Source organism: Clostridium polynesiense (genome assembly GCF_000820705.1).
GTDB lineage: Bacteria > Bacillota > Clostridia > Clostridiales > Clostridiaceae > Clostridium_AA > Clostridium_AA polynesiense.
On the sequence record NZ_CCXI01000128.1, the window covers coordinates 1 to 24995 of the forward strand.

25 protein-coding genes, 6 tRNA genes and 1 pseudogene are annotated in these 24995 nt (G+C 34.7%); 1 reads left to right on the plus strand and 31 read right to left on the minus strand.

Features of this window, described 5'->3' with window-relative positions; translation table 11 throughout:
* The coding region (locus TA89_RS12415; protein WP_040213801.1) for an ABC transporter ATP-binding protein at positions 1–558 on the minus strand (558 nt) is incomplete at its 3' end.
* A 346-nt stretch (positions 559–904) separates the two neighbouring features.
* Between TA89_RS12415 and TA89_RS12420 the strand changes: the two genes are divergently transcribed.
* On the plus strand, positions 905–1192 hold the full coding sequence (locus TA89_RS12420; RefSeq protein ID WP_040213802.1) for a DUF1294 domain-containing protein: 288 nt from the start codon (positions 905–907) through the stop codon (positions 1190–1192).
* An 84-nt stretch (positions 1193–1276) separates the two neighbouring features.
* Here TA89_RS12420 and lysS read toward each other — a convergent pair whose 3' ends face one another.
* From lysS to yabN, 30 genes and pseudogenes are all read right to left on the minus strand, one after another.
* Positions 1277–2782 (minus strand): lysine--tRNA ligase, encoded by a 1506-nt coding sequence (gene lysS / locus TA89_RS12425; RefSeq protein ID WP_040213804.1) that lies wholly within the window; start codon positions 2780–2782, stop codon positions 1277–1279.
* A 15-nt stretch (positions 2783–2797) separates the two neighbouring features.
* The gene (gene greA / locus TA89_RS12430) at positions 2798–3280 is read right to left on the minus strand and encodes a transcription elongation factor GreA (RefSeq protein ID WP_040213805.1); all 483 of its coding nucleotides are present in this window, start codon (positions 3278–3280) and stop codon (positions 2798–2800) included.
* Between the two features lie 341 nt (positions 3281–3621).
* Positions 3622–4590, minus strand: coding sequence for a tRNA dihydrouridine synthase DusB (gene dusB / locus TA89_RS12435; protein ID WP_040213806.1), 969 nt, complete (start codon positions 4588–4590; stop codon positions 3622–3624).
* A gap of 8 nt (positions 4591–4598) precedes the next feature.
* Positions 4599–5378 carry a type III pantothenate kinase gene (locus tag TA89_RS12440; protein WP_040213807.1) on the minus strand — a complete coding sequence of 260 codons (780 nt, stop codon included), beginning with the start codon at positions 5376–5378 and terminating at the stop codon, positions 4599–4601.
* 350 nt (positions 5379–5728) lie between these two features.
* Positions 5729–6846: pseudogene (locus tag TA89_RS12445) on the minus strand (sodium ion-translocating decarboxylase subunit beta).
* 20 nt (positions 6847–6866) lie between these two features.
* Complete coding sequence (locus tag TA89_RS12450) at positions 6867–7286, minus strand: biotin/lipoyl-containing protein (protein ID WP_040213809.1); 420 nt, start codon at positions 7284–7286, stop codon at positions 6867–6869.
* Between the two features lie 23 nt (positions 7287–7309).
* Positions 7310–7693 (minus strand): OadG family protein, encoded by a 384-nt coding sequence (locus tag TA89_RS12455; RefSeq protein ID WP_040213810.1) that lies wholly within the window; start codon positions 7691–7693, stop codon positions 7310–7312.
* A 12-nt stretch (positions 7694–7705) separates the two neighbouring features.
* Positions 7706–9106 (minus strand): carboxyl transferase domain-containing protein, encoded by a 1401-nt coding sequence (locus TA89_RS12460; protein ID WP_040213812.1) that lies wholly within the window; start codon positions 9104–9106, stop codon positions 7706–7708.
* A gap of 306 nt (positions 9107–9412) precedes the next feature.
* A complete protein-coding gene (locus TA89_RS12465) occupies positions 9413–10120 on the minus strand; it encodes a DUF1287 domain-containing protein (protein ID WP_040213814.1) in 708 nt (235 codons plus the stop codon).
* Positions 10121–10354: 234 nt separating this feature from the next.
* Positions 10355–12025 carry a formate--tetrahydrofolate ligase gene (locus TA89_RS12470; protein ID WP_040213816.1) on the minus strand — a complete coding sequence of 557 codons (1671 nt, stop codon included), beginning with the start codon at positions 12023–12025 and terminating at the stop codon, positions 10355–10357.
* A gap of 122 nt (positions 12026–12147) precedes the next feature.
* A complete protein-coding gene (locus tag TA89_RS12475) occupies positions 12148–12540 on the minus strand; it encodes a thioesterase family protein (RefSeq protein WP_040213817.1) in 393 nt (130 codons plus the stop codon).
* Between the two features lie 181 nt (positions 12541–12721).
* Positions 12722–14524, minus strand: coding sequence for an ATP-dependent zinc metalloprotease FtsH (gene ftsH, locus TA89_RS12480; RefSeq protein ID WP_040213818.1), 1803 nt, complete (start codon positions 14522–14524; stop codon positions 12722–12724).
* Between the two features lie 78 nt (positions 14525–14602).
* Positions 14603–15139, minus strand: coding sequence for a hypoxanthine phosphoribosyltransferase (gene hpt, locus TA89_RS12485; protein ID WP_040213820.1), 537 nt, complete (start codon positions 15137–15139; stop codon positions 14603–14605).
* Entirely contained in the window at positions 15123–16562 is a 1440-nt protein-coding gene (gene tilS, locus TA89_RS12490) for a tRNA lysidine(34) synthetase TilS (RefSeq protein WP_040213821.1), read from the minus strand. The genes hpt and tilS overlap by 17 nt, the downstream gene beginning before the upstream one ends.
* Before the next feature lie 151 nt (positions 16563–16713).
* On the minus strand, positions 16714–19098 hold the full coding sequence (spoIIE, locus tag TA89_RS12495; protein ID WP_040213823.1) for a stage II sporulation protein E: 2385 nt from the start codon (positions 19096–19098) through the stop codon (positions 16714–16716).
* Positions 19099–19468: 370 nt separating this feature from the next.
* A tRNA-Met gene (locus tag TA89_RS12500) sits at positions 19469–19545 on the minus strand.
* Positions 19546–19577: 32 nt separating this feature from the next.
* Positions 19578–19653, minus strand: a tRNA-Met gene (locus TA89_RS12505).
* A 6-nt stretch (positions 19654–19659) separates the two neighbouring features.
* Positions 19660–19748: transfer RNA gene (locus TA89_RS12510), tRNA-Leu, on the minus strand.
* 5 nt (positions 19749–19753) lie between these two features.
* Positions 19754–19830, minus strand: a tRNA-Met gene (locus tag TA89_RS12515).
* A 19-nt stretch (positions 19831–19849) separates the two neighbouring features.
* Positions 19850–19926 (minus strand) — tRNA-Met (locus TA89_RS12520).
* 5 nt (positions 19927–19931) lie between these two features.
* Positions 19932–20020 (minus strand) — tRNA-Leu (locus TA89_RS12525).
* 175 nt (positions 20021–20195) lie between these two features.
* Positions 20196–20609: a S1 domain-containing RNA-binding protein gene (locus TA89_RS12530; RefSeq protein ID WP_040213824.1), complete on the minus strand. Its 414-nt coding sequence runs from the start codon at positions 20607–20609 to the stop codon at positions 20196–20198.
* A 57-nt stretch (positions 20610–20666) separates the two neighbouring features.
* Entirely contained in the window at positions 20667–20960 is a 294-nt protein-coding gene (locus tag TA89_RS12535) for an FtsB family cell division protein (protein WP_040213827.1), read from the minus strand.
* An 82-nt stretch (positions 20961–21042) separates the two neighbouring features.
* Positions 21043–21420 (minus strand): spore cortex biosynthesis protein YabQ, encoded by a 378-nt coding sequence (gene yabQ / locus TA89_RS12540; protein ID WP_242850139.1) that lies wholly within the window; start codon positions 21418–21420, stop codon positions 21043–21045.
* Between the two features lie 26 nt (positions 21421–21446).
* On the minus strand, positions 21447–21740 hold the full coding sequence (gene yabP, locus TA89_RS12545; RefSeq protein WP_040213830.1) for a sporulation protein YabP: 294 nt from the start codon (positions 21738–21740) through the stop codon (positions 21447–21449).
* 123 nt (positions 21741–21863) lie between these two features.
* On the minus strand, positions 21864–22127 hold the full coding sequence (locus tag TA89_RS12550) for an RNA-binding S4 domain-containing protein (RefSeq protein WP_040213831.1): 264 nt from the start codon (positions 22125–22127) through the stop codon (positions 21864–21866).
* Positions 22128–22295: 168 nt separating this feature from the next.
* Positions 22296–22550, minus strand: coding sequence for a DedA family protein (locus TA89_RS19190; protein WP_341350004.1), 255 nt, complete (start codon positions 22548–22550; stop codon positions 22296–22298).
* Positions 22543–22806 (minus strand): DedA family protein, encoded by a 264-nt coding sequence (locus TA89_RS19195; RefSeq protein WP_341350003.1) that lies wholly within the window; start codon positions 22804–22806, stop codon positions 22543–22545. The genes TA89_RS19190 and TA89_RS19195 overlap by 8 nt, the downstream gene beginning before the upstream one ends.
* 223 nt (positions 22807–23029) lie before the next feature.
* Positions 23030–23347: an HU family DNA-binding protein gene (locus tag TA89_RS12560; protein ID WP_187119305.1), complete on the minus strand. Its 318-nt coding sequence runs from the start codon at positions 23345–23347 to the stop codon at positions 23030–23032.
* A gap of 181 nt (positions 23348–23528) precedes the next feature.
* Positions 23529–24989, minus strand: a complete 1461-nt coding sequence (gene yabN, locus TA89_RS12565; RefSeq protein WP_040213835.1) for a bifunctional methyltransferase/pyrophosphohydrolase YabN — start codon at positions 24987–24989, stop codon at positions 23529–23531.
* Positions 24990–24995 lie beyond the last annotated feature (6 nt).

The window sequence follows — 24995 nt, forward strand, 5'->3', positions numbered from 1 at the left end:
AACGAATACCGCTGTATTTCTTTCTCTTGCAGCTTTTTTAACTATGTTTCTAAAATCCAATATTCCTGAGGGATCTAAACCATTAGTAGGCTCGTCCAATATTAAAAGACGGGGATTAGGAAGAAGGGCTGCTGCTAGTCCTAGCCTCTGCTTCATTCCTAAGGAATACTTTTTAACCTTATCATTTATTCTTTTTTCCATGCCCACAAGCCTTATTACCTTCTCTACCTCTTCCTTATTTATATTTCTTATTCTGGCTATCTGCATTAGATTTTCCCTTCCGGATAGGTATGAATATAGTTCCGGATTTTCTACTACAGCTCCCACATTTAGTAAAGCCTTCTCTCTATCTTTAGAAAGGCTGTTTCCCATGATGCTTATACTTCCTTTATTAGGTGCTATTAGTCCAACCAGCATCCTTATAGTAGTGGTTTTACCAGCACCGTTAGGTCCGAGAAATCCAAATATTTCTCCCTCTTCTACATCAAAGCTTATTCCTTTTATAATTTCTTTAGTTCCAAGCTTCTTATATACATCTTTAACTTCAAGAACTTTCAACAACTTCCCCTCCTAAGGTTATCATTTAAACATTTTTAATTGTAACCTATACTTCTTATTTTCACATAAAAAAAATCTTAAGCTTTTCTTAAATTTTGTATAATCCAATGCAATAAATCGGATTTTGCCCACAGCGGCATTTACAAACTAATAAATTTATAGATATTACACTATATACTTATAAGGCTATTGCATATGATCTACTATTTGTGCTCGCCTATATTTATACGTAGACATATTTTTAAAAGTCACTGTCTGCATAAAAATCATGATACTCTGAAGCATTTATTAACAAATAGATTTAATAGCGGTAAAATTATATAATATATATTAAGAGGTGGTTTTCATGAATTTATATACAATTTTGCTTATTTACACTGCAGTAATTAACATATACGGTTTTTCTCTCATGTATGCAGATAAACAGAATTCTATTAAAAAACAATGGCGGGTACCGGAAAAGAAATTTTTTATTATTTCTCTCCTTCTAGGTTCCCTAGGAACTTATGCAGGAATGATTATTTTTCATCATAAAACAAAGCACTGGTACTTTAAATACGGTATTCCTATAATAATAACACTTCAATTTTTAGCCATCATATATTTAAATTACAGAGGTTTGATTTCTTTTTAAAAATTAAAACCCTGTTTCGGATATATATCCGAAACAGGGTTTTATGCTGCATTAATTATTTCTTCCTAATAGAATGTACAAAATTTAGCTTTGAGGCTTCATGGTAGGGAATGCAATAACATCTCTTATGGAAGCGGAATCTGTAAGGAACATTATAATTCTGTCTATACCGATTCCTAATCCTCCTGTAGGAGGCATTCCTGTTTCAAGGGCGCTCATGAATTCTTCATCTATAACATAAGCTTCGTCGTCTCCCATTTCCCTTTCCTTTGCCTGCTGCTCAAATCTTTCCCTTTGAACTATAGGGTCATTTAATTCAGAATAGGCATTACATATTTCTCTTCCATATATAAAGCCTTCAAATCTTTCCGTAAACTCAGGATTCCCTCTTTTCTTTTTAGTAAGAGGAGAAATCTCAACAGGATAGTCCATGATAAAGGTAGGCTGTATCATATGCTCCTCTGCATAAGCTTCAAAGAGGGCATTAAGCACGTCTCCCTTAGTTACATTTTTCAGCTCTTTCTTAAACTCAAGATGCTTTTCTTTAGCAATAGCCTGAGCTTCTTCATGGGTTTTAATTTCGTTAAAATCTATGCCTGCATATTCTTTAACCGCATCTGCCATGGTTATTCTTCTCCATGGAGGGGTCAAGTCAATATCAGTACCTTGATAGTTAATCTTAGTAGTTCCATTTACCTTCTCGGCGGCATAAGCTACAAGGTTTTCTGTAATTTCCATCATATCGTTATAATCAGCATATGCTTCATATAGCTCTATCATGGTAAATTCAGGATTATGCCTTACAGATATTCCTTCATTTCTAAAGTTCTTGCCCATATCATAAACTTTTTCAAAGCCTGCAACTATTAACCTTTTTAAATACAGCTCTGTAGCTATTCTAAGGTACATATCTATGTCTAAAGCATTGTGGTGGGTTACGAAAGGTCTTGCTGCAGCACCTCCGGCAATAGGCGAAAGAATCGGAGTTTCAAATTCTAAGTAACCTCTATTATCTAAGAACTCTCTGATAGCTTTAATTATTTTAACCCTTTTTATGAAGGTTTCCTTAACCTCTGGATTAGTAATTATATCTACTTCTCTTTGCCTGTATCTTAAATCTGGATCCTTTAGTCCGTGCCATTTCTCAGGAAGTGGTTTTAAAGCTTTGCATATAAGCTGATAATCATTTATCTTGATAGAAATTTCCCCGGTCTTTGTTTTGAAAACTTCTCCGGTAACTGCAATCCAATCGCCTAAATCCAAAGTTTTAAATTCTTTATGCTTTTCTTCTCCAATATTATTTATCTGCACAAAAAGCTGGATCTTGCCGTCTCTATCATGAATATCAGCAAAACCTGCTTTTCCCTGAACTCTTTTGGACATAAGCCTTCCTGCTGCTGTAACAATCTGTCCTTCAAGTTCTTCAAAATTGCTTTTTATTTGTAGAGAGGAGTGGCTTCTTTCTACTTTGTATACGTCAAAAGGATCTCTGCCTTCCTCTTGAAGAGCTGTAAGCTTTTCTCTTCTAAGCCTTTCCTGTTCATTATACTGTTCTTCCAGCTGGTGAATGTTATTTTCCTCATTAGCCATGCAACATACCCTCCATTAATCTCTTCTTATTTCAAGTATCTCAAATTTGTTAGTTCCCCCTGGAACGCTAACTTCTACTATGTCTCCTACCTTCTTTCGCATTAAAGCCTTTCCAACCGGTGATTCGTTTGATATTTTATTTTCCATTGGGTCCGCCTCTGCAGAGCCTACAATAGTATATTCATCTTCCTCATCTAACTCAAAATCCTTAACCTTCACTATAGATCCTATAGAAACCACGTCAGTGGAAATATCGCTTTCATCCACTACCTCAGCGTTTTTCAGCATATTTTCAAGCTGAATTATTCTGCCTTCAGTAAATGCCTGCTCATTTTTTGCTTCATCATATTCTGAGTTTTCGCTTAAATCACCATAGCCTAAAGCTACCTTAATTTTTTCAGTAATCTCTTTTCTTTTAACAGTTTTAAGAAATTCTAATTCATCCTCTAATTTCTTAACCCCTTCATATGTCATTATATACTTTTTTGCTTCGCTCATTTTATTCTCCCCTTTAAATCTACAGTTATTTTATATTTATAATAATTAATTCTAAACAAATACCTAGTCCAATATTTAAAATATTATAATGCAGTATGTATTGATTTGTCAATTTACTCTTCCAAATTCAATATTGTATCACGAATCTGGTATTAATCAACTAAAATATAACTTTATCTTTAAAATATATAATTTTAAAAATATATATAATAAAATTCATTATTCACCCATTAATTGATATTTATACCCTATTCTATTCCATACTCCTTTATAAAATGACTAAGTACTATGTAGAAGTAGATATAATTAACATCATTGCCATTATAATAATTTTTATCATCCTATTTTAAGAAATCCTTGTAGCTTCTCAATATTTCTATAGCTCCCTTAGAGGTTTTCTCTGCATTAACTGCATTTTTTACCTCAGTACACTGTTTCAATCCTTTTATGTACCATGAGATATGTTTTCTCATTTCTCTCACAGCCTTATCTTCTCCATTATAGTAAAGAGAAAGTTCATAGTGTCTTATACACATTTCAATCCTTTCACAAGGAGAAGGTTCAACCGCTATTCTGCCATTTAATAAATCCTGTATCTGCTTGAAAATCCACGGATTTCCCTGACTTCCTCTAGCTATCATTATTCCATCACAATGGGTAACTTCCGTCATTCTTAGAGCATCCTCCGGCAAAAATACATCGCCGTTACCTATTACAGGTATCTCTACAGCTTTTTTCACTTGTGCTATTATATCCCAGTCGGCCCTGCCTTCATACATCTGCTCTCTGGTTCTTCCGTGAACCGCAATAGCATCAGCTCCTGCAGCCTCCATGGCTTTAGCAAATTCCACAGCATTTATGGAATCTTTAGAATATCCTTTTCTAAATTTAACAGTTACAGGCTTATTGCTTACCTTTTTAATTTTATAAACTATCTCTGAGGCTAATGTCTCTTCCAGCATTAAGGCAGAGCCTTCACCGTTTTTTATTATTTTAGGAGCTGGGCATCCCATATTTATATCTATAAGATAAATATCTTCTCTTTTATTAAAGTACTTTTCCACAACTTCAGCCATTATTTCCGGTTCCCTGCCAAAGATCTGAACTGCCACAGGTTTTTCTTCCTCAGAAATTCTAAGAAGCGCTTCTGTATTTTCGCTTCCATAATATAGGGCTTTTGCACTTACCATTTCGGTATAAAGAAGACCACAGCCCAATTCCCTGCATATTCTTCTAAAGGCTATATCCGTAACTCCCGCCATAGGAGCTAAAAAAACATTGTTTTCAAATTGCAGATCAGCTATTTTCATAGGAAATCTTACTCCTTATTCTTTTCGTATATAATTTTTAGCCCTTCCAGAGTTAATAAAGGAGCAACTTCATCTATAGAATCGGTATCCTGAGCGATAAGTTTAGCAAGTCCACCTGTAGCTACCACATAAGGTTCCTCTTCTCCAAAATTAATCATTTCCTGCTTCATCTTATTTACTATATATTCCACAAGTCCTGTATAACCATATATTATTCCTGCCTGCATGCTTGAAACAGTATTTTTGCATATTAAGGTTCCAGGCTTCTCAAGTTCCACTCTTGGAAGTTTTGCTGCCCTTTCAAACAAAGCATCAGAAGAAATTTTAATTCCAGGACATATGTTTCCACCTAAATAATTACCCTTTTGGGTTACAGCACAAAAAGTTGTTGCCGTTCCAAAATCTATTATTATTAAGGATCTTTTATATTTTTCGTGAGCTGCTACAGCGTTAACTATTCTGTCTGCTCCAACTTCTTTAGGATTATCGTACTTAATATTAATTCCCGTCTTTACCCCAGGACCTACTACTAAAGCCTTTTTCTTAAAACTCTTTGCTATAGCATGTTCTAAAGAATGCATTATATTTGGTACTACAGATGAGATTATAATCCCTTCAACATCCTCAGTACTAAGACTGTTTTGATTAAAGAGCTGCATAAGTTGAATGGAGTACTCATCAGATGTTTTATTTGCGTCCGTGGATAATCTCCACCTGGTTATGTACTTCCCGTCACTGTAAAGACCTACTACAATATTGGTATTTCCAACATCCACAAGTAAAATCATTTTAAATCCTCCAGTTAATATAATTAAAAGCAGCTCCGTAGGCTGCCCTCTGTGTTATTTAACCTCATTAATAAATATTTATAGCTAAAATAAAGCACAAAAACGTTTATATGATATATAGTATAAGCTTTCCGTAAATATAGCCATTATGCTTATAAAATTTTAGCTCTTTATTACATGAAATTACTGTTAATAACAGCACACAGAGGATATATTACCAAACGTAATACACCCTCTGTATGAAATTTAACAATTTAATTTTAACAATTTATACTGATATGTCAAGAAATACTTCAATATTATAGTGAATTTATTTTAAATTATCAGTTAATTTTAATTAGAATACAGGTTTATTTGAATAATGTAAGCAGCACTCCCGCAGCTACAGCAGATCCTATTACCCCGGCAACATTTGGTCCCATTGCATGCATTAGCAGAAAATTACTAGGGTCAGCTTTTTGTCCCTCCATCTGTGATACCCTTGCTGCCATAGGTACAGCGGATACTCCTGCAGAACCTATTAAAGGATTTATCTTTCCTCCTGTAATCCTATTTAAAAGTTTAGCCAGAAGTACTCCCCAGCGGTGCTTATTGAAAAGGCTACTATTCCTAGGAGGGTGATTTTTATAGTTTCCGCTCTCAAAAATATCTCTGCATTTGCTGTAGCACCCACGCTTATACCTAAGAATATGGTTATTATATTTATCAAGGCATTCTGAGCAGTATCAGTAAGCCTGCCCACTACACCGCTTTCCTTAAATAAATTTCCCAGCATTAACATGCCTAACAGTGGTGCTACAGAAGGCAGAAGCAGTATAACCATGATAGAAACTATAATAGGGAACACTATTTTTTCCTTTTTACTTACAGTTCTAAGCCCTCCCATTTTTATAGTTCTTTCTTTTTCAGTAGTTAATGCTCTCATTATAGGAGGCTGAATTAACGGAACTAATGCCATATATGAATAGGCAGCTACAGCTATTGGACCTAGTAATTCCGGTGCCAGCTGGCTTGTAAGATATATAGCTGTAGGCCCATCTGCTCCACCTATAATTCCTATAGAGGCTGCTTCAGCTGGAATGAATCCTAATAAAAGTGCACATATAAAGGTAAAAAATATGCCAATTTGAGCTGCAGCTCCTAAAAGCAAACTGGAAGGATTAGCTATTAAGGGTCCAAAATCCGTCATAGCTCCTATTCCAAGGAATATCAGCGGTGGATATATTCCCATCTTCACACCTTTATATAAATTAAATATTAACCCTCCCTCTTCCATAATCCCTGATAGCGGAAGGTTAGCCAGCAGCATTCCAAAGGCTATGGGCAGAAGGAGCAGCGGTTCAAACTCTTTAACTATGGCTAAGTATATCAATATACAGGAAATAAGTATCATTATCAGATATTTTATATTTAATGCGGCATATCCTGAGGTCTGCCACAATTCCACTAAGGACTCTACGAAATTCATATAATCTTTTCCCCCTAATATTATTGTATAACTGCCAGTAAATCTCCAGTGTTGGCCTGTTGACCCTTTGTTACAGCTATCTGAACTACCGTTCCATCTTTGGGGCTCATAATTTCATTTTCCATTTTCATTGCCTCTAAAACCAAAATAACCTCGCCTTTTTTAATCTTTTGCCCTTCTGATACCGGTATTTTAATTATGGTTCCCGGCATAGGACACAGAATCTTCTCTCCTTCAGCTTCGGTAACTTTATCAGGGTTTTCTTTTTTTACATCCTTTTCTGATGCTTCCTGTGATGCCACGGCTTCAGAAGCAGGCTCATGAGCCCTCAGCTCTTGCTCTACAGTCTCAGCTTTAGGTGCCTTAGGAAAGTTTCCCTGAACCTCTTCAACTTCCACTTCATATCTACTTCCATTTACGGTAACATAATATCTTTTCATAATAAACCTCCATAATGATATTTTTACAGTAAGTTTGCCTGTGCCCAGGCAGAATCTCCATCAATACGCCTTATACTCTTTATTTTGAACTGAACATTATTTTCTTCTCCATAAAGCATAAGGGCTGCAATTATAGCTGCCACTACCTCTTCCTTGTTGTCCTTAGTATTACTCCTTGATACATCGCTTTCAGCATGAGTTATTATCCTACTGACTTCTGATGAATTATCATTTAATTTAACTGTCTCTGCTTTTATGTTTTTTTCTTCTTTTCTTTGATTTTCCTTATCAGATACGCCCAATATTCTGCTCTGAATCTTTATTATAAACATTATAGCTATCAGTACAAAAAACACGATAACCATGGCAAATATGCTCACCGCTATGCCTTCTTGTAGAATCTTCATACTTCTCTCCTCCTATATAAGGGCACTGCCGTGCTTTTTAGGATACTTAATTTCTCGCTTGGTATAGAGCATGTCTAAAGCCATATACAGCCTTAATTTAGTCTCTGAAGGCAGAATAACATCATCAACGAGTCCTTCCTCCGCAGCTGAATATATATTACCCGCTTCCTTTAAGCTATTCAAACTCAGTGCTACAGAAGCGCTTGGCCAAGCTAATACCATATCATACGCGCTTTCTTTACTGCAAAAGGTAATATATCCGGTACCTAATGCTTTTCCTGTGATAAGGGATATTTTAGGTACTACAGCTTGAGCAAGTGAATACATTAGTTTCGAAAGACTTAAAGCCAGGCCTTCCTTTTCTTCCACTGCGCTTGCTCCAAAGCTCTGAGCATGTTTTACTACGGTTATTAAAGGTATGTTGAAGCTATCGCAAAGCTTTACAAATCCGGTAACTTTTTCTATGGATTTACTGCTTAGAGGAGTTGATTTTTTTCCTATTCCTACAACCCCAGCTGTTCTTCCATTTATCTTAATGAGAGCAGTTAGTGTACTGTCCTCGTATTCCTTAGCAAACTCTATAATACTGTCTTTATCCGCTGCGGACTCTATTATTTCCTCGATTGAATAAGATTCCATATCCTGCTGATCCTTTAATTCCAAGCTGAATGATCCATTTATATTTATATCTGAAACAGGAGGAAAAGCTAAATTATTTGATGGTATATAATCTAATAATTTTTTTACTGTCATAAGGGCTTCTTTATCATCTTTCACAGTGAGCTTTATGCTTCCTGTTTGAGAAGCTGATTCAGATCCGGCATAACCATTGTATTCTACATACTTTCCGCTGGCTTCAGCTAATTTCTCTGCATCATTTACATAAAACTCCCCTGAATTGCTGCAGAGTATTGTAAAATCACATAAAGTTGCAAGCACAGCAGCCATTCCTGTGCAAGGACCTGCTGCTACAGCAAAGGTAGGAACCACTCCTGACAGCATGGATACAGACTTAACGAGTTCTCCGTAATATCTTAATGCCTTTAAATTTTCTGAAGCATCAATTCCCACAGAATCAAATATATAAATCAGTGGAGCCCCCATCTTTAATGCCATATTTACTGTATTAACAGTTTTCTGAGTATTCCTTGCATTTACTGCTCCGCCCCTATAGCTGTAATCTTGAGAAATTACGTATACTAATCTTCCATCTACAGTACCATACCCAGTTATTGTACCTGAGGAGCTGTTTCCGGAAAAAACACCGATTTCTACAAAAGAATCCTCATCCAAAAGATTATGGATTCTTTCCCTTGCAGTGAGCTTTTGAAGGTTATGCTGCATATCTACTCCTTCTTTGTTACCTGATAATACTTCCTTTTTTCTTTGAAGAAGCTCTTCAATTCTATCCATAGTTACGCCTCCTTAACACGTATATACTATATAACCTTTATAAGATATATTTTAAACAGTTATTTATAAGAATATAAACAACTTATTCCTAGCAACAATTTACATAATATGAAAACTATCCCCACTTTAATAATATCATAACCAAATGAATAATGTATACTTTATATGCAGGAATTGTTTCAATTTTCTATTAAATGAAGGAAAAGTTCTCAGTTTATAAAAGAATGGATTGTAAAACAATGGAACCGCCCCTGGGGTGCTCCCATAAAAAGGGAGCACCCCAGGGGCGGTTCCATTTATTGGTGTTTAGTATTTCCATCTGTAGTGCCCGGTAAGTGGAGTAGAATCGGTAATCCAGCTTAGCTTAACCTCCTTTGCATGAGGGGTAGAGTTGTGAATCAGATAGGGGATACCATCCTTGTCTCTTTTGTCTGAAATAACCCCTACATGCTGATAGGGTTCTAAAAATAATATGATATCTCCAGGCTGCCACTGTTTTAAGTTTTCTATATCCCATGCTTTTACTTCAGTGGGAAGGCTCTGTGCATGTCTTTTAAAAAACACCTCCTGGTTAGGTACCCTCCTAAAGTCTATATTAGGATCAGGACTTCCATTTACTCTGGGATAAAGCTTTATATTCTTTTTGATATCCTCGTCCATTAATTCCTTTAAGTTAATTTCCATACCTGCAAATGCCCTCCAGATGACATCGGTACATACCCCTTCACTATCAGGAGGATATCCTCCTACATAATAGTTACTTACATAAACAGTTTCGTTTTCCACTTCCCTACGAGCAGCTTGTACCATATCTAAAGGATCAGGAATTCCATTTTTATTTTTATCTGCCTTAGAATATTCTTCAGGAACTTTCAAATCATTCTTAAATAAGTTTTCTGATTCTCTTTTAACCAAAGAAATGCCTTCTTTTATATACCTTTTACCAGGCAAAAATACTGTAATGGCTATTAAAAACGCAATTAAAATAAAGCTTATGGATATAAATTTTTTCATGGCAGCCCCTTTCCAAATAACAATAAAAGTTAAATTAGAATAAAGTTTAAAGTTATTCCTATTAATTATATTAAAATACTATATAAACCTTCATATTATATACGGTTACAGAATCAAATAGTCTGACAGAACATTGATTTTATATAATAAAAAGCTCTAAAAGATGTATATGCACTTTATAGCACATTCCATCCTTTAGAGCTTAATTTTTAATTCAATAATCTTATTTTTATTTTAGAATAATCCTAATATTTCTCCGCTAGGCATAATATCAATCTTTTCTGCTGAAGGTACCTTTGGCAGTCCAGGCATAGTCATTATATCTCCTGTTAATACTACTACAAAGCCGGCACCATTTGAAACTCTCAATTCTTTAACTGTAATCTCAAAGTTTTCTGGTCTTCCTAAAAGTTTAGGATTATCGGAAAGAGAATATTGAGTTTTTGCCATACAAATTGGTTTTTTGTCCAGTCCAGCTCTTTCCAGCTCTGCTATCTGCTTTTCAGCCTGAGGAGTGTAGTTTACTCCCATACCTCCATATATCTCTTTTGTTATAGTCAATATTTTTTCCTTTAAAGGCAGTTTATCGTCATAAAGAACCTTAAATTTGGATTCTTCCTTTTCAATAACTTCTACTACAGCTTCAGCCAGAGGAATACCACCTTCTCCTCCTTTTTCCCAAACCTCTGTAAGCACAGCCTTAACTCCTCTTTCTGCACAGAAGTTTAGAACAAAGTCTACTTCTTCATCGCTGTCTGTGATGAATTTATTAATGGCTACCACTACAGGTACTCCATACTTTTTAACATTCTCAATCTGCTTTTCCAGGTTTTCTATTCCCTTTTGTACTGCGAGTACATTGCTTTCATTAAGCTTATCCTTTACAATTCCGCCATGATGCTTAATTGCTCTTATGGTAGCTACTAAAACTACTGCATTAGGCTTAAGCTCTCCATATCTGCATTTTATATCAAAAAACTTCTCAGCTCCTAAGTCAGCTCCGAATCCAGCTTCCGTTACCACATATTCTCCCAGCTTCAAAGCAGTTTTAGTAGCAATTATACTGTTGCAGCCATGAGCTATGTTTGCAAAAGGTCCCCCGTGAATGATAGCTGGCGTGTTTTCCAGAGTCTGAACTAAATTAGGTTTTATAGCTTCTTTCATAAGCAGAGCAGCAGCTCCGTGTACATTTAATTCTTTAGCATATACAGGATCTCCGTCTAAATTATAACCTATAACTATTTCTCCTATCTTTTCCTTTAAATCCATGAGATCGTGAGATAAGCATAAAATAGCCATAATTTCAGAAGCCACGGTAATCATGAAACCGTCTTCCCTTGGAAAACCGTTAAGCTTTCCTCCTAAGCTCACCACTATATTCCTAAGAGCTCTATCATTCATATCCATTACTCTTTTAAAAGTGATTCTTCTGGAATCAATGCGAAGTGCATTTCCCTGATGAATATGGTTATCTATAGCTGCACAAATCAAGTTATTAGCGGCAGTGATAGCATGCATGTCACCTGTAAAGTGAAGATTTATGTCTTCCATAGGAACAACTTGAGAATATCCTCCTCCTGCTGCTCCTCCCTTTATTCCAAAAACCGGCCCTAAAGAGGGTTCTCTTAAGGCTATTATGGTTTTTTTGTTAATTTTATTAAGAGCTTGTCCTAATCCTACTGTTACAGTAGACTTACCTTCCCCTGCAGGAGTAGGGTTAATAGCTGTTACCAAAACAAGCTTTCCGTCTTCCTTATCCTTTAATCTGTCGTATACATCCAAAGATATTTTGCATTTATACTTACCATATAAATCTATGTCATCCTCATTGAGTCCAAGCCCTAAAGCTATATTAGCTATAGGCTCCATTTTTGTGCTTTGAGCTATTTCGATATCAGTCTTCATTTTAAAACACCTCTCTTAAGTTTTTTAGTAGAATTTATATTAAATAAATATTTTACATATGAGCTATATTAAATAATTAAAAAATATTTACACCAAAGTATAAGGCTTTATTTATAAATAATTTATATTTTTTTATAAGCTTTATTTATAAATTCTTCTTTGTTTATTATGTATCTAATATGAATACCCTCACCTATTTTACCTGCTTCATCATAGGCTGTTACACTAAAAATCAGTCTTTTGCCTTTTATTTCAACTAATTCTGAATGGCAGTTTACTTTCATTCCTATTGGAGTAGCTTTAAGATGCCTTATGTTAACTTCTATACCTACTGTACTTTCTTCCTCATTGAGACAGGAAGCAACACAATCCTTTGAAGTCCCTTCCATTAAAGCTATTAAAGCTGGAGTTGAATAAACTTCTACATCTCCTGACCCATATGCTGAAGCGCTGTCTGAAGTAGAAACCACATACTCTTTAGAAGCCTGCAAACCAACTTTTAGTATTTTCTCCATTTTGCCTCCTTATTTTCAGAAATTTCAATATAATATTATTATATCCTTAACGAGAATGAAAATAAAGCATAATAATTATTCTATGCAATACTTATTTCATTTTATCGGTAATAGCTTTCATATTCCTATAATTTCCTTCATAATCTTTACATACAAAAAAATAAAACGCCGTTACGGCGTTTTATGAATTTGCAAAAATCTCATTAAACTCATCTGCCTCAATTTTTTCCTTTTCAAGAAGTGCTTGAGCTACAGCATGAAGTTTAGATATATTCTCTGTTAATAGAGCTTCAGCTTGTTTATAAGAATTCTCTATAAGACTTTTAACCTCTTTATCTATGGTAGAACCTATTTCCTCGCTGAAGTTTCTGCTTCTTCCAATATCTCTTCCAAGGAAAACCTCATTATGGTCTGAACCAAAGGATATTGGCCCAAGCTCTTCGCTCATTCCATATTCCATAACCATTGCTCTTGCTATATTGCTTGCTCTATCAATATCATTTTTTGCGCCGGTACTGATATCTCCCATTATAAGTTTTTCTGCAACTCTTCCGCCAAGTAAACCTACCATTTCATCTTCCAGCTTTGACTTTGAGGTATATGATCTGTCTTCCTGAGGAAGATGCATAGTGTATCCTCCAGCCATACCTCTTGGTATTATGCTTACTTGATGCACAGGATCAGCATTAGGCAGAAGCTTCATAACTACGGCATGACCTGCCTCATGGTAAGCAGTAAGCTTTTTATCATGATCGCTTATCACTCTGCTTTTCTTTTCAGGCCCTGCAATTACACGGGTAATTGCCTCCTCCATTTCCTCCATTCCTATAAGCTTTTTATCTCTTCTAACAGATAAAAGAGCAGCTTCATTTGCTAAGTTTTCTATATCAGCTCCAGTAAACCCTGGAGTTCTCTTAGCCAGAATGTTTAAATTAACATCATCATTAAGAGGCTTATTTCTTGTATGAACCTTAAGTATTTCTTCTCTTCCTTTAACGTCCGGAGCACCCACTACTATCTGTCTGTCAAACCTTCCCGGTCTTAGCAGTGCAGGATCCAGTATGTCTGGTCTGTTAGTAGCAGCAATCATTATTATTCCTTCGTTTATACCGAAGCCATCCATTTCAACCAGTAACTGATTTAATGTCTGCTCCCTTTCATCATGACCTCCTCCTACTCCGGCACCTCTCTGTCTTCCTACAGCGTCAATTTCATCTATAAAAATTATACAGGGAGAATTTTTCTTCGCCTGATCAAATAAATCTCTAACTCTTGATGCTCCTACTCCTACAAACATCTCAACAAAGTCAGAACCTGAGATGGTAAAGAAAGGAACTCCCGCTTCTCCTGCAATAGCCTTTGCAAGAAGTGTTTTACCTGTTCCTGGAGGTCCTACAAGAAGAACTCCTTTAGGTATTCTGGCTCCCATATCGATGTATCTTTTAGGCTGCTTTAAGAAATCCACGATTTCCTCAAGTTCAGCTTTTTCCTCATCTGCTCCTGCTACGTCATTAAAGGTAACCCTTTTTTTATCTGGTGTAGCCATCTTGGCACGGCTTTTACCAAAGTTCATTACCCCTCGGTTACCGCCTCCGCCTTGAGATTGCTGCATAAATAAAAACCAGAATGCTAAAAGCATAACTATGAGCAGTACCGTTGGTATAAGTTGTATCCATGCAGGTACGCTGGTTGGAGGTATATAAACCTCTTTTACTTCAGGCTTAGGATTTTGTCCTATAAATTGAATAAATCTTTCAGGAATTACATTAGTACTGAAGCTGTTACCGTTTATCAATGTACCATCTACAGTCATTTTATCTTCTTTAACCTGTATACTCTTTATTTCATTATTTAACCACTTTTGCTGAAACTCATTGAAAGGGATTGCGTTACCACCCTTTCCGCTTTCAAACAGGGCAAAGGCAGCTAAAACAATCATTACTAAAACTACAATCCAGGTAGTAACGCTGGAAATCTTTTTCATATTTGGGCCCCCCCTCTTTCTAGTTACTATAAAATTTTATCATATAGGTATATCCATTACAATAAATTATAATATTAATTATTTATAAATTTCCTCTTTTAAAATCCCTATATAAGGAGTATTGCGGTACTTTTCAGCATAATCTATTCCATAACCTACAATAAACTCATCAGGAACATTAAAGCCTAAATATTTAATTTCTACAGCAGATTTTCTCCTGGCAGGTTTGGTTAACAGAGAAGCAATAGCTACACTGTTAGCTTTTCTTGCCTTTAGATATTTTAGGAGGTATTTTAAGGTGGTACCTGTATCTACGATATCTTCAACTATAAGGAGATCTTTTCCTTCTATGTCATAATCTAAATCCTTTATTATCTTTACTATGCCTGAACTTTCTGTAGAAGCTCCATAAGAGGATACCGCCATGAAGTCCAGCACGCAGGGTATTGTTATATATTTTATAAGATCCGATGTAAATACAACGGAGCCCTTTAACACTCCTACCACAACTAAGTCCTTACCCTTATAATCACTGCTTATCTTTTCAGCCATCTCTTTTACTTTAGATAGAATTTCCTCCTCAGTAAAAAGTATTTCCTTAAAATCGTCTCTCATTCATTACTGCCTCACTTTCAATGTTTATTTGTAGTATATTTTTAGTGTTTATATCCACTTTATATTTATCGCTGATTTTATATCCTATTATCCAGGCAATATCGTCATCAAAGCATATAAGAGGAATTTCATTTCTTTTAACTTGAGGAATCTTCAAATCAATAAAAATATCCTTTAGCTTTTTTGTGCCCTTCATTCCCAGTGGATTAAACCTGTCTCCATCTTTTCTGCTTCTTAATATTATACTACCTTTAATCTTATCAAAATCAAAGTACTTTACAGCATTATTATTCTTTAATTGGATTTTTTCCGAAGATACTGTCAACTTAAATACAAGAGTATAATTAAATTCCTTAGAAAATACATTTAATCCTCCTGTTAATTCATCTTTTATGTCCTTTAGGTCTTTTATCAGATACTCCTCCCTATAGCCCTTTGCGCTAATAAGGTTTTTATTTACCAAATATATATCAGAATATCTATTTTCTGCTGACATCCCCCCCGGGAGGCTTATGCTCTTTCCTGTACCCTGCTTCTGCAGTGCTATTATATCCTCAACATGAACCTTTTCGAAATTAGAGGAAAAACCTGAAGCATCATTAAAAGCTTTCCGAATAAGCCTGCTGAGCACTGCTCTGTGAACACTGAAAGCATCTTTTTTTATAATTATTTCCTTCGAATCCCTTATACAGAATTTTTCATAGTTTATATCCGCCTCTTTATCTATAAAGTCATTATCTATGTCCTCTAAAATTGCCAATCTGTTAAGGGAAGATATTATATTAGGGTTAAAATTCTCCTGTATGTAAGGTATAAGCTGAAGCCTTATCTTGTTTCTGTAATAAAGCTCTTCCAAGTTAGTCTTATCTATCCTGGGGTTAAGATTATTTTCCTCACAATATTCTTCTATTTCTTTGCGGCTCAATATGAGGATAGGTCTTATAAAAATCCCATCCCGTACAGGCCTTATCCCTCTCAAACCTTCACTTCCAGTTCCCCTTATCATCCTCATAAGTATAGTTTCTGCCTGATCATTGGCATTATGAGCTAAAGCTATTTTATTAAGGGAATATTCATTTTTAATAAACTCAAAGAAATCATAACGGGCTTCTCTACCTGCCATTTCAGTAGAAATCCCCTTTTCCTTAGCCCAAAGGTTTATGTCGATTTTTTTAGAGAAAAAGGTTATGTTTAGTCTCCCGCAGAGTTCCTCTGCATATGCTTCATCCTTATCCGAATCTTCACCTCTTAAGCAATGATTTATGTGAGCGGCGAAGCATTTAATGTTCAGCTCCTCCTCTAGAGTATGAAGAAGGTGAATCAGACAAACGGAGTCCGGTCCTCCGGAAAGGGCTACCAAAACCCTGTCGCCGGGATTCAGCATTGAATGTTCTTTTATATATCTCAGAACTTTGTCCTTCAAATTTCAACACATCCATCTAACATTATTTATAAATATGAATAATTTTAATTATATAATTATAACATAAACCATGGTATTTTCTATATAAATTATCCAACAAATAATATGCCCGGCATTTCCAAGAAAACACCGGACACATAAGGGAGACTGATTACTGGAATATTCCATATATTTTAGATACTAAAACCGTCATATCATCTTTAGGCTTTCCTCCTGCTAAATCCTTTGCCTGATTCAAAATTTCATGCACCAGCTCTTTAGGGTTAGAGCACTTGGTTTCAGAAAGAAATTTCATAATCCATTCAGAGTTAGAAGGTGATTTACTGTTTACATCTAAAATGCCATCACTTATGGAGATAATAATGTCTCCATTTTTAAGCTTCTTTTCAATTATATCCACATCTGGCTTATCCAATACACCAATAGGAAGAGTTTTCGAGCTTATTATTTCCACATTCTTGCCTCTCTTAATAAAGCTGCATGCGGCACCTACCTTCATAAATGCTGCTTCTCCGGTGTATAAATCAATACTGTTTAAATCTAATGTAGAAAATTTTTCTTCTTCATCAAACTTCATGCTTATTATAGAGTTTACTGTATTTATAGCTGTTAAGCTGCTAAATCCAGCCTCCTGAAATTTTTCAATAAGCTCCACTGAAGCTCTGCTGTCTTTCCCCGCTTCTGCTCCGGATCCCATACCGTCGCTTATTACAGTTATATAACTGCCATTCTTCATCCTTCCAAAGCTGTAGCTATCTCCTATACAACTTTCTCCAGCCTTGCAGGATACTGCTGCATAGGTAGCTACATGAAATCTAGGGGTTTCTTCATATATTACCGTGCATTGATTATTTGATGCTTTAATTTCACAGCCATCTCCGGAGATACACATAACTTTATTTACAGTCTCATTGATTATGGGAAGCAGATGCTTAACACATGTTTGTCCACCTTCACAAGCTTCCATGGTAATTTTAATATTTAATCTTCCATTTTTATCACTATAGCAGAAAATATCTGGATACTTTAATTCTGTTTTACTCAAGGCCTTTATTAATAACTTTTCAGTTTCATGATTAAATACCACTTCCGAATCAAAATCCTTCACGATTTCCGATATAGTTGAAGACATACCTCCTATTTGAGAAGCCAAAAGCTTTCTCCCTTCAATTAACCTGTTCCTCCACATCTCATTTACTATATGATTATTAACTATGTCCTCAGCTTCCTTGGTAAGAGCAGTTCTCTTAATGCATTTTCTATTTATTTCATGAGGAATCTCGTATTTTTTTTCATGAAAATTTTCAATAAGCTCTGCAAAAGCACTGTAGGTGTAATGCAGCTCCCTCTTCCAGCACAAATGCCTCATATCACAACTTCCGCATACTCTATCTGCCAGATTTTCTATTATTCCACTGCTTTTTCCCTTCATAAGGAGCTTTTCATTATCCATAAACCCATTTAGAATACCAGACATTGTTTTGAGAATATCATTAAATCCCTTCAACCTGTCTGTAAGTACTTCTTTTACCTTTGACAAATGAGACTCATTTATTAAATTCTGTTTCTTTTCCCAATCCATTTCAAAACATATGCTTCGATAAATTTTCTGAGGAATAGAAAGAAAAAGTACACAGGTAATAATCCCTTCTATTATTTTAAAATCCGATCCAAGATTTGAATACAGCTTAAGTACCATGAACAATATCATATAAGCTAAAGCAGTAAGGTATTTTCCTGTTTCTCTGAAAAGTCCTGCAACCAGTCCGCATACACCGTATACGCTTACAAATACATTCATATTATTGGAGGATATGCCTATTATTAGCCCTGCTGCTACCCCTGCAGCTGCACCTATTGAACCTCCGTTAACATATGCTATCATTACCACCACCGTTAAGGCTATTATATTTCTGATGCTTATGTTAAATACCGCTATTCCCCATAATCCTGATACTGCTATGGATATGAGTATTGCCATACTGATTATTTCTTCATTATTAAATAGATGCTTAGTATTGATTTCCTCGAAGCAATTTACTCCATATCTAAATATAAAATATATAGGTATTATAAGAAGACACTGTATCGCGGATTGAGTTAAGTTAATACCAAGGCTATAATGATTAACCAGCATATTGTAAAGAATATTTTCAAGAAAAACCACAGCTGTTAAAATCATAAGTCTTTTATTTCTGGAAATATTACCCACTAATACGGATAAACAGGTAACAGATATCACGGATAAAAGATATACAGGTAAATTCTCTATATTATTAATAAGGGTTATATACCCAATAAGTGTGCCTATACCGGAGTATACTGCATATTTTGCATCCCTGCATATTATTACTGCAAAAAGAAAAGCAAGTCCAAACGGAGCGCTGTTGTTTATAAGCATAACTCTGCTTATCAAAAGAGAAAGGAGCATGTATATTATCATCCTATAAGCGGAAGAACTCCTTTGAAGCTCATTTATTGCTTTTTTTTCCTTTCCTGATCTCTTGTAAGTTCCATATTCAATCCCATACTGCATTACATTCCCCCCTAAATTAAAACATATAAATTGAGTAAGATAATTATACCAAGTTCTTCTGGTAATATATGTAAATATATCGGGTAATATTTATTTTTTCATGGACAACATATTCTAATTTTTATAAATTTACTCCTTCATGCGTCAATAAATTCAAAACACTTCATAGCTGTAAAAACAACTGATAAATTTACATATACATCAATATTCAGTAATTTTCACCGAATTTTAAAATTCTTAATGGTAAATTATATTTAATGTATATTGTCGTTATCTAAATAATACTTTAGGATTATGGGGAGAAAAAAATGGAATACTTTTATAAGAAGAGCATAAACAAAAAAGATGCTTAAAAAGCATCTTTTTATATTGGTAGCGGAAATAGGACTTGAACCTACGACACTTCGGGTATGAACCGAATGCTCTAGCCAGCTGAGCTATTCCGCCATATTAAATTAAAATATCTTTACAAAAAAAAATGGTTGCGGGGACAGGACTTGAACCTGTGACCTTCGGGTTATGAGCCCGACGAGCTACCAGCTGCTCCACCCCGCGACATTTTGGTGCTGAAGACCGGAATCGAACCGGTACGGTGTGTTAGCACCGCAGGATTTTAAGTCCTGTGCGTCTGCCTGTTCCGCCACTTCAGCGTATATGGTAGCGGAAATAGGACTTGAACCTACGACACTTCGGGTATGAACCGAATGCTCTAGCCAGCTGAGCTATTCCGCCACGCTATTATTGAGTTTTATGGTTGCGGGGGACAGGACTTGAACCTGTGACCTTCGGGTTATGAGCCCGACGAGCTACCAGCTGCTCCACCCCGCGATATTTGGTGCTGAAGACCGGAATCGAACCGGTACGGTGTGTTAGCACCGCAGGATTTTAAGTCCTGTGCGTCTGCCTGTTCCGCCACTTCAGCATTGCCACCATCTCTGACGACAAGTTTTATTATAAAACATGTTTTGGATACTGTCAACTAATTTAAGAGAAATATTTTAAAGTATAATTATGGAAAGAATGCTTTTTTATGAAATCAATTAATAACAGCCTCTTGTATATATAAGAGGCTGTTTATTTGATGACCTAATATCTAATTAACCAAAATTTCTTTTACTATATCCCTTACCACCTTTAAGATCCTGATTTTTCTTTACATCTTGAAGTCTTTCTTCACTGTCCTTTAAGAACTTAGACATTATATCCTCAAAGTTAGCGGAATTATTTTGTTTTCTGTCAGAATTCCAATCATATTCCACAGGCTTTACAGATTTCTTTTTAATGTTTGCCTGCTTTATTGAAAGGCTGATCTTTCCATTATCATCTATGGATATAACTTTTACCTTTACCTTATCCTGTTCTTTAAGATGCTGTCTGATGTCCTTTACAAAGGAATCAGCTACTTCAGAGATGTGAACCAATCCTGTTTTCCCTTCCACTTCGACGAATGCACCAAAGTTAGTGATGTTAACCACTGTACCTTCTAAAATGTTTCCTGCCACTAAGGTCATGTTAAAAAGACTCCTCCTTAAAATTTTAAATATTAATATTATGTTATTATTATAAACTTATTTATTAGTATTGGCTTCGCTAGGGGTATCTACTATAGTGTTTTCTCCCGGCTTAATATAGCCTAATCTTTCTCTAGCCAGCCTTTCCATATAGGAAGGGTCGGTTTGAGAAGCTTTAACTTCTTCTTTTAATTTATCATTCTTCATTTTTAGAGAATTTAACTCAACCTGCTTTTCATCAAACTGCTTTTTGATCCTTCTCATGGTTAACTGCTGATTAACAACATTATAAACCAAAGCAATAAGCATGAAGCTGATTATTAAATTTTTAAGAGTTGTCTTCTTTCTCATAACTTTTTCCTCTTCCTAATTTATGTTGTCTCTTATAATATTTCTCATGTTTATTTTAAATTGTATTTATATTTTATTCAAGTTAATTTTTTGAGACTTTATTATTTTTGTAAAAAATAAACTTAAAAGGATATACTATATATTTTATCAGTATTCTCATTAATATTGAAGTATTTTTTATTATAGCTATTTCCACTGCTATAAAATACTTACTAAACATCCACAAGTAAAATATTATTCCTAATATCAAATATATATATACATATACGCTTAGTACAGCATACTGAGTATAAAGTAAAAACACAAATACTACTAGTGAGCATAATATCCAAAAGAGCGTATCCTCAATTATAATTAAATATTTTACTGTCTTTATTCCTCTTATAATCCTATAAAAATCAAATATCATACCTGTGATTATACCTGCTGCAAAACCGAAGATTATTATTCTAAACTGCATATCTAAAGGTATTACCATGGCAGCACCTATTTAAACAGCCTTTTAATAAGACCTTCACTGTCTTTTTTAGGCTGTGTACCTGTATATATAAATGAATCTATGGTGCCTATTATAAGTATATCCCCATTCTGTACATCCAGTTTATTCATTTTAAGTCCAAGTCCCTTTACTGTAAGCATTCCCAAACAGGTATTAAGCAGAATCTTTTCATCATCAAAACTGATAACTTCTATTACACCATTTAATGAAAGCTTTTTTCTGCTGTCAAGTATTAAACTGCTTTTCTTTTCTTCGGACTTTAATTCCTTTTTTACTTCCATATATAACAAAACCTCCTATTTACTCCTATATCAATATATGAAATAAATAAGAAGTATATAACACAGCTATAGAAAAAGCACAGTATTGAGATATATTCTAAATTTCAATGCTGTGCTTGCTGCTTACTCATCTTTATCTTCTTCGCCTTCTAATATTTCGTACATAGCTGCTGCCGCTTCTTTACGCACATGCTCAGAAATACTTAAAATCCTTGCTTTAAGCTTTTTTGATGCAAAGCTGATTTCAATTATATCTCCCTCTTTTATATCAGTTCCGGGTTTAGCAGTTTTTCCGTTAATACTCACCCTTCCACCTTCGCATGCTTCCTTTGCAACAGTTCTTCTTTTTATTATTCTGGAAACTTTTAAATACTTATCTAGACGCATATTCCAGCTCCTTTACTATAAATCCTTATTTATAATATTATACCATATTAAATAAAAGTATTATTAGCATGGAAAACCATACTTATAAAGTATAAATTCATGGTATTCTATCATATCACATATATGTATCCTTGCCATAGCTTTAGTAAATAGCATTTATATATTTACCTAAAGGAATTTATACAGAAAGCTTTCACCTAAAAAATATCCAGCACCTATAAACACGCCATTCCATATAAAAATGCCTGCTGCACTGCTTAAGGTAAATTTAACAAACTCTAATTTAAGTACACCGGCAGGTACAGATATTATAGTTCTTGCCACAGGTATCAATCTGCTTATAAAAACTCCTATGCTTCCCTTCTGCCTTAATATTTCAATATTCTTATTTATTATCTTTTCCTGCTTCGGAAATCTACTTATATACTTTTTTAATTATAAAATCTCCTCCGTATTTTCCTATAAAATATAAACCCCAGCTTCCTGCAAGCCCTGCTATTAATGATATTACAATGGTGCTGGTAAGGCTTATAATTCCGCTGTATGCCCATATACCTGCCAAAGGCATTATAATCCCTGATGGTAGTCCGGGTAAATTTAAATATTCTAAAAATACAATTAAAAATATGATGATTGGTCCGTATTCTGTAAAATACTCTGTCAAAACTGCTATATCCATACCATTCTCCTTATGTCATTTATTAATTGCAGTATAAATTATAATTCTTAAATATTTTTTAATGATATTCTTAAGAATATCTAAAGAATATAAAAAACCTGCATATTTTAAGCAAAACCTGAGATTAACTATGGAAATTATTATATTAAGATCTTATATTAAAAAAGTGAGCCGCCTCAGTCAGAAATACTTCTAGCTTGAGACAGCTCCTTATAGATAGTAATTATTTATTAACTCTATCTTTAAATTCTTTACCAGCCTTGAATACTGGAACTACAGATGCAGGGATTGTTATAGTTTCTTTTGTTCTTGGGTTTCTTCCTTCTCTAGCTGCTCTTTCTCTTGTTTCAAAAGTTCCGAATCCAACTAATTGAACTTTTTCACCCTTCTCAAGAGTTTCCTGAATGCTTTCTATAAGTCCCTTTAAAGCTGCCTCAGCATCTTTCTTTGTTAGCTTGCTCTTTTCAGCAATACTTGAAATTAATTCTGCTTTGTTCACAGTAACATCCTCCTTATATTGAGTTATTAAAATTTTACTCATTTTGATTATATTATGTAATTTTACGGCTACATTATCCTATTATAAGCTTTAGTATATTTCAAGTCTATACTTAATTTAAGGATTATCTATAATTTAATAATTTATAGATAAATAGGGATGTATCCATAAAAGTACTAATAGTACAGGTTATATTATTCTCCACTTTTACCAAAATTCCTTCTTATTTTTGGCTTTTTTCAATTTTTTTTGCTTGCTCCCAGAAATAATCCATTTCTTCAAGGCTCATATCTTCAAGGTTCTTTCCTACTTCTAAGGAAGTTTTTTCAATAAAAGAAAATCTTTTGATAAATTTATTTGTAGTGGAATTAAGTGCTTCTTCGGCAGGTATATTTAAAAATCTACAGGTGTTTACACAAGCAAAAATAAGGTCTCCCATTTCATCTAGTATTTTTGCCTTGTTCTGTAATTTATATACATCTTTTAATTCTTCTGCTTCCTCAAATATCTTATTTAAGGGCTCTTCTACGTTATCCCAGTCAAAACCCGCTTTTGCAGCCTTCTTTTGGACCTTTTCAGCTCTTATTAAAGCAGGAAGACTTTTAGCAATATGATTTAATTCATCGGTAAAGCTTTTTAAGCCTTGTTCTTTTCTCTTAAGTTCATCCCAATTGTTAAGTACTTCTTTTGAATCAGAAACTGAAACGGTACCAAATACATGGGGATGTCTATATATCATTTTTCTGCTGATTCCTTCAATCACGTCATGAATGTTAAAATAGCCTTCATCTTTTCCTATAGAAGCATGGAATACCACTTGAAGAAGTAAATCACCTAACTCTTCAATAAGTTTATTATCGTCCATTTCCTCTATAGCTTCAATAACTTCATAACTTTCTTCTATAAGTGCTCTTTTTAAACTTTCATGGGTTTGTTCTCTATCCCATGGACATCCTCCTGGAGCTCTTAAGGTATCAATAATATCAACAAATTCATAAAAGTCCTTTTTATTTTCCGGGTCAGCTGGTATATATAAAGAAGTTAAATAATCGATGTCCTCCTGCCAATCCAGCTCATAAAGCTTAATCTTTCTTACGCTTTCTTCTCCCTTAATTCCTGCAGCACGTACAAAATATATTAAAGTTTCATCCTCATAAAACTCTAATAATTTAAGTTTTACCTCAGAAGCTATAAAATGATTATAAACCTGAGTTATAACCGTTCCTACCCTCTTATCCGGTATCTGGTTTGATATATCGAAAGCATCTATAAGTTTTAAGCCCTTAATGGGGTCTAGCTTTAGGCTGTCCAGCACCGCATCAATAAAGCTCACTGCCGGTACTATATTAATATCGATATTTTCTTCTTCAGCTTTAGCTATAATTAATTCTACGGATTTTTCTGCCACCAGAGGATGCCCAGGCACAGCATATACAATATCTCCATGCTCTCTATGCTTAGCTATAAGATCCTCAGCAATATAATTATAAACCTCATCAAAGCTTTTAAATTTATCATAAGCATAGTCATAGGTTGAGTAAACAATCCCCTCATCATCCAGATAGCTTATGGTAGGGTGCTTAGCAGTCCTTAATATTATATAGCTGCTTGATTTTAAGAGTTTTATGCTGCCAAGGGTCAGTGCTTCTGCGGATCCCGGTCCCAGACCTATTATGTTAATCATTAGCTT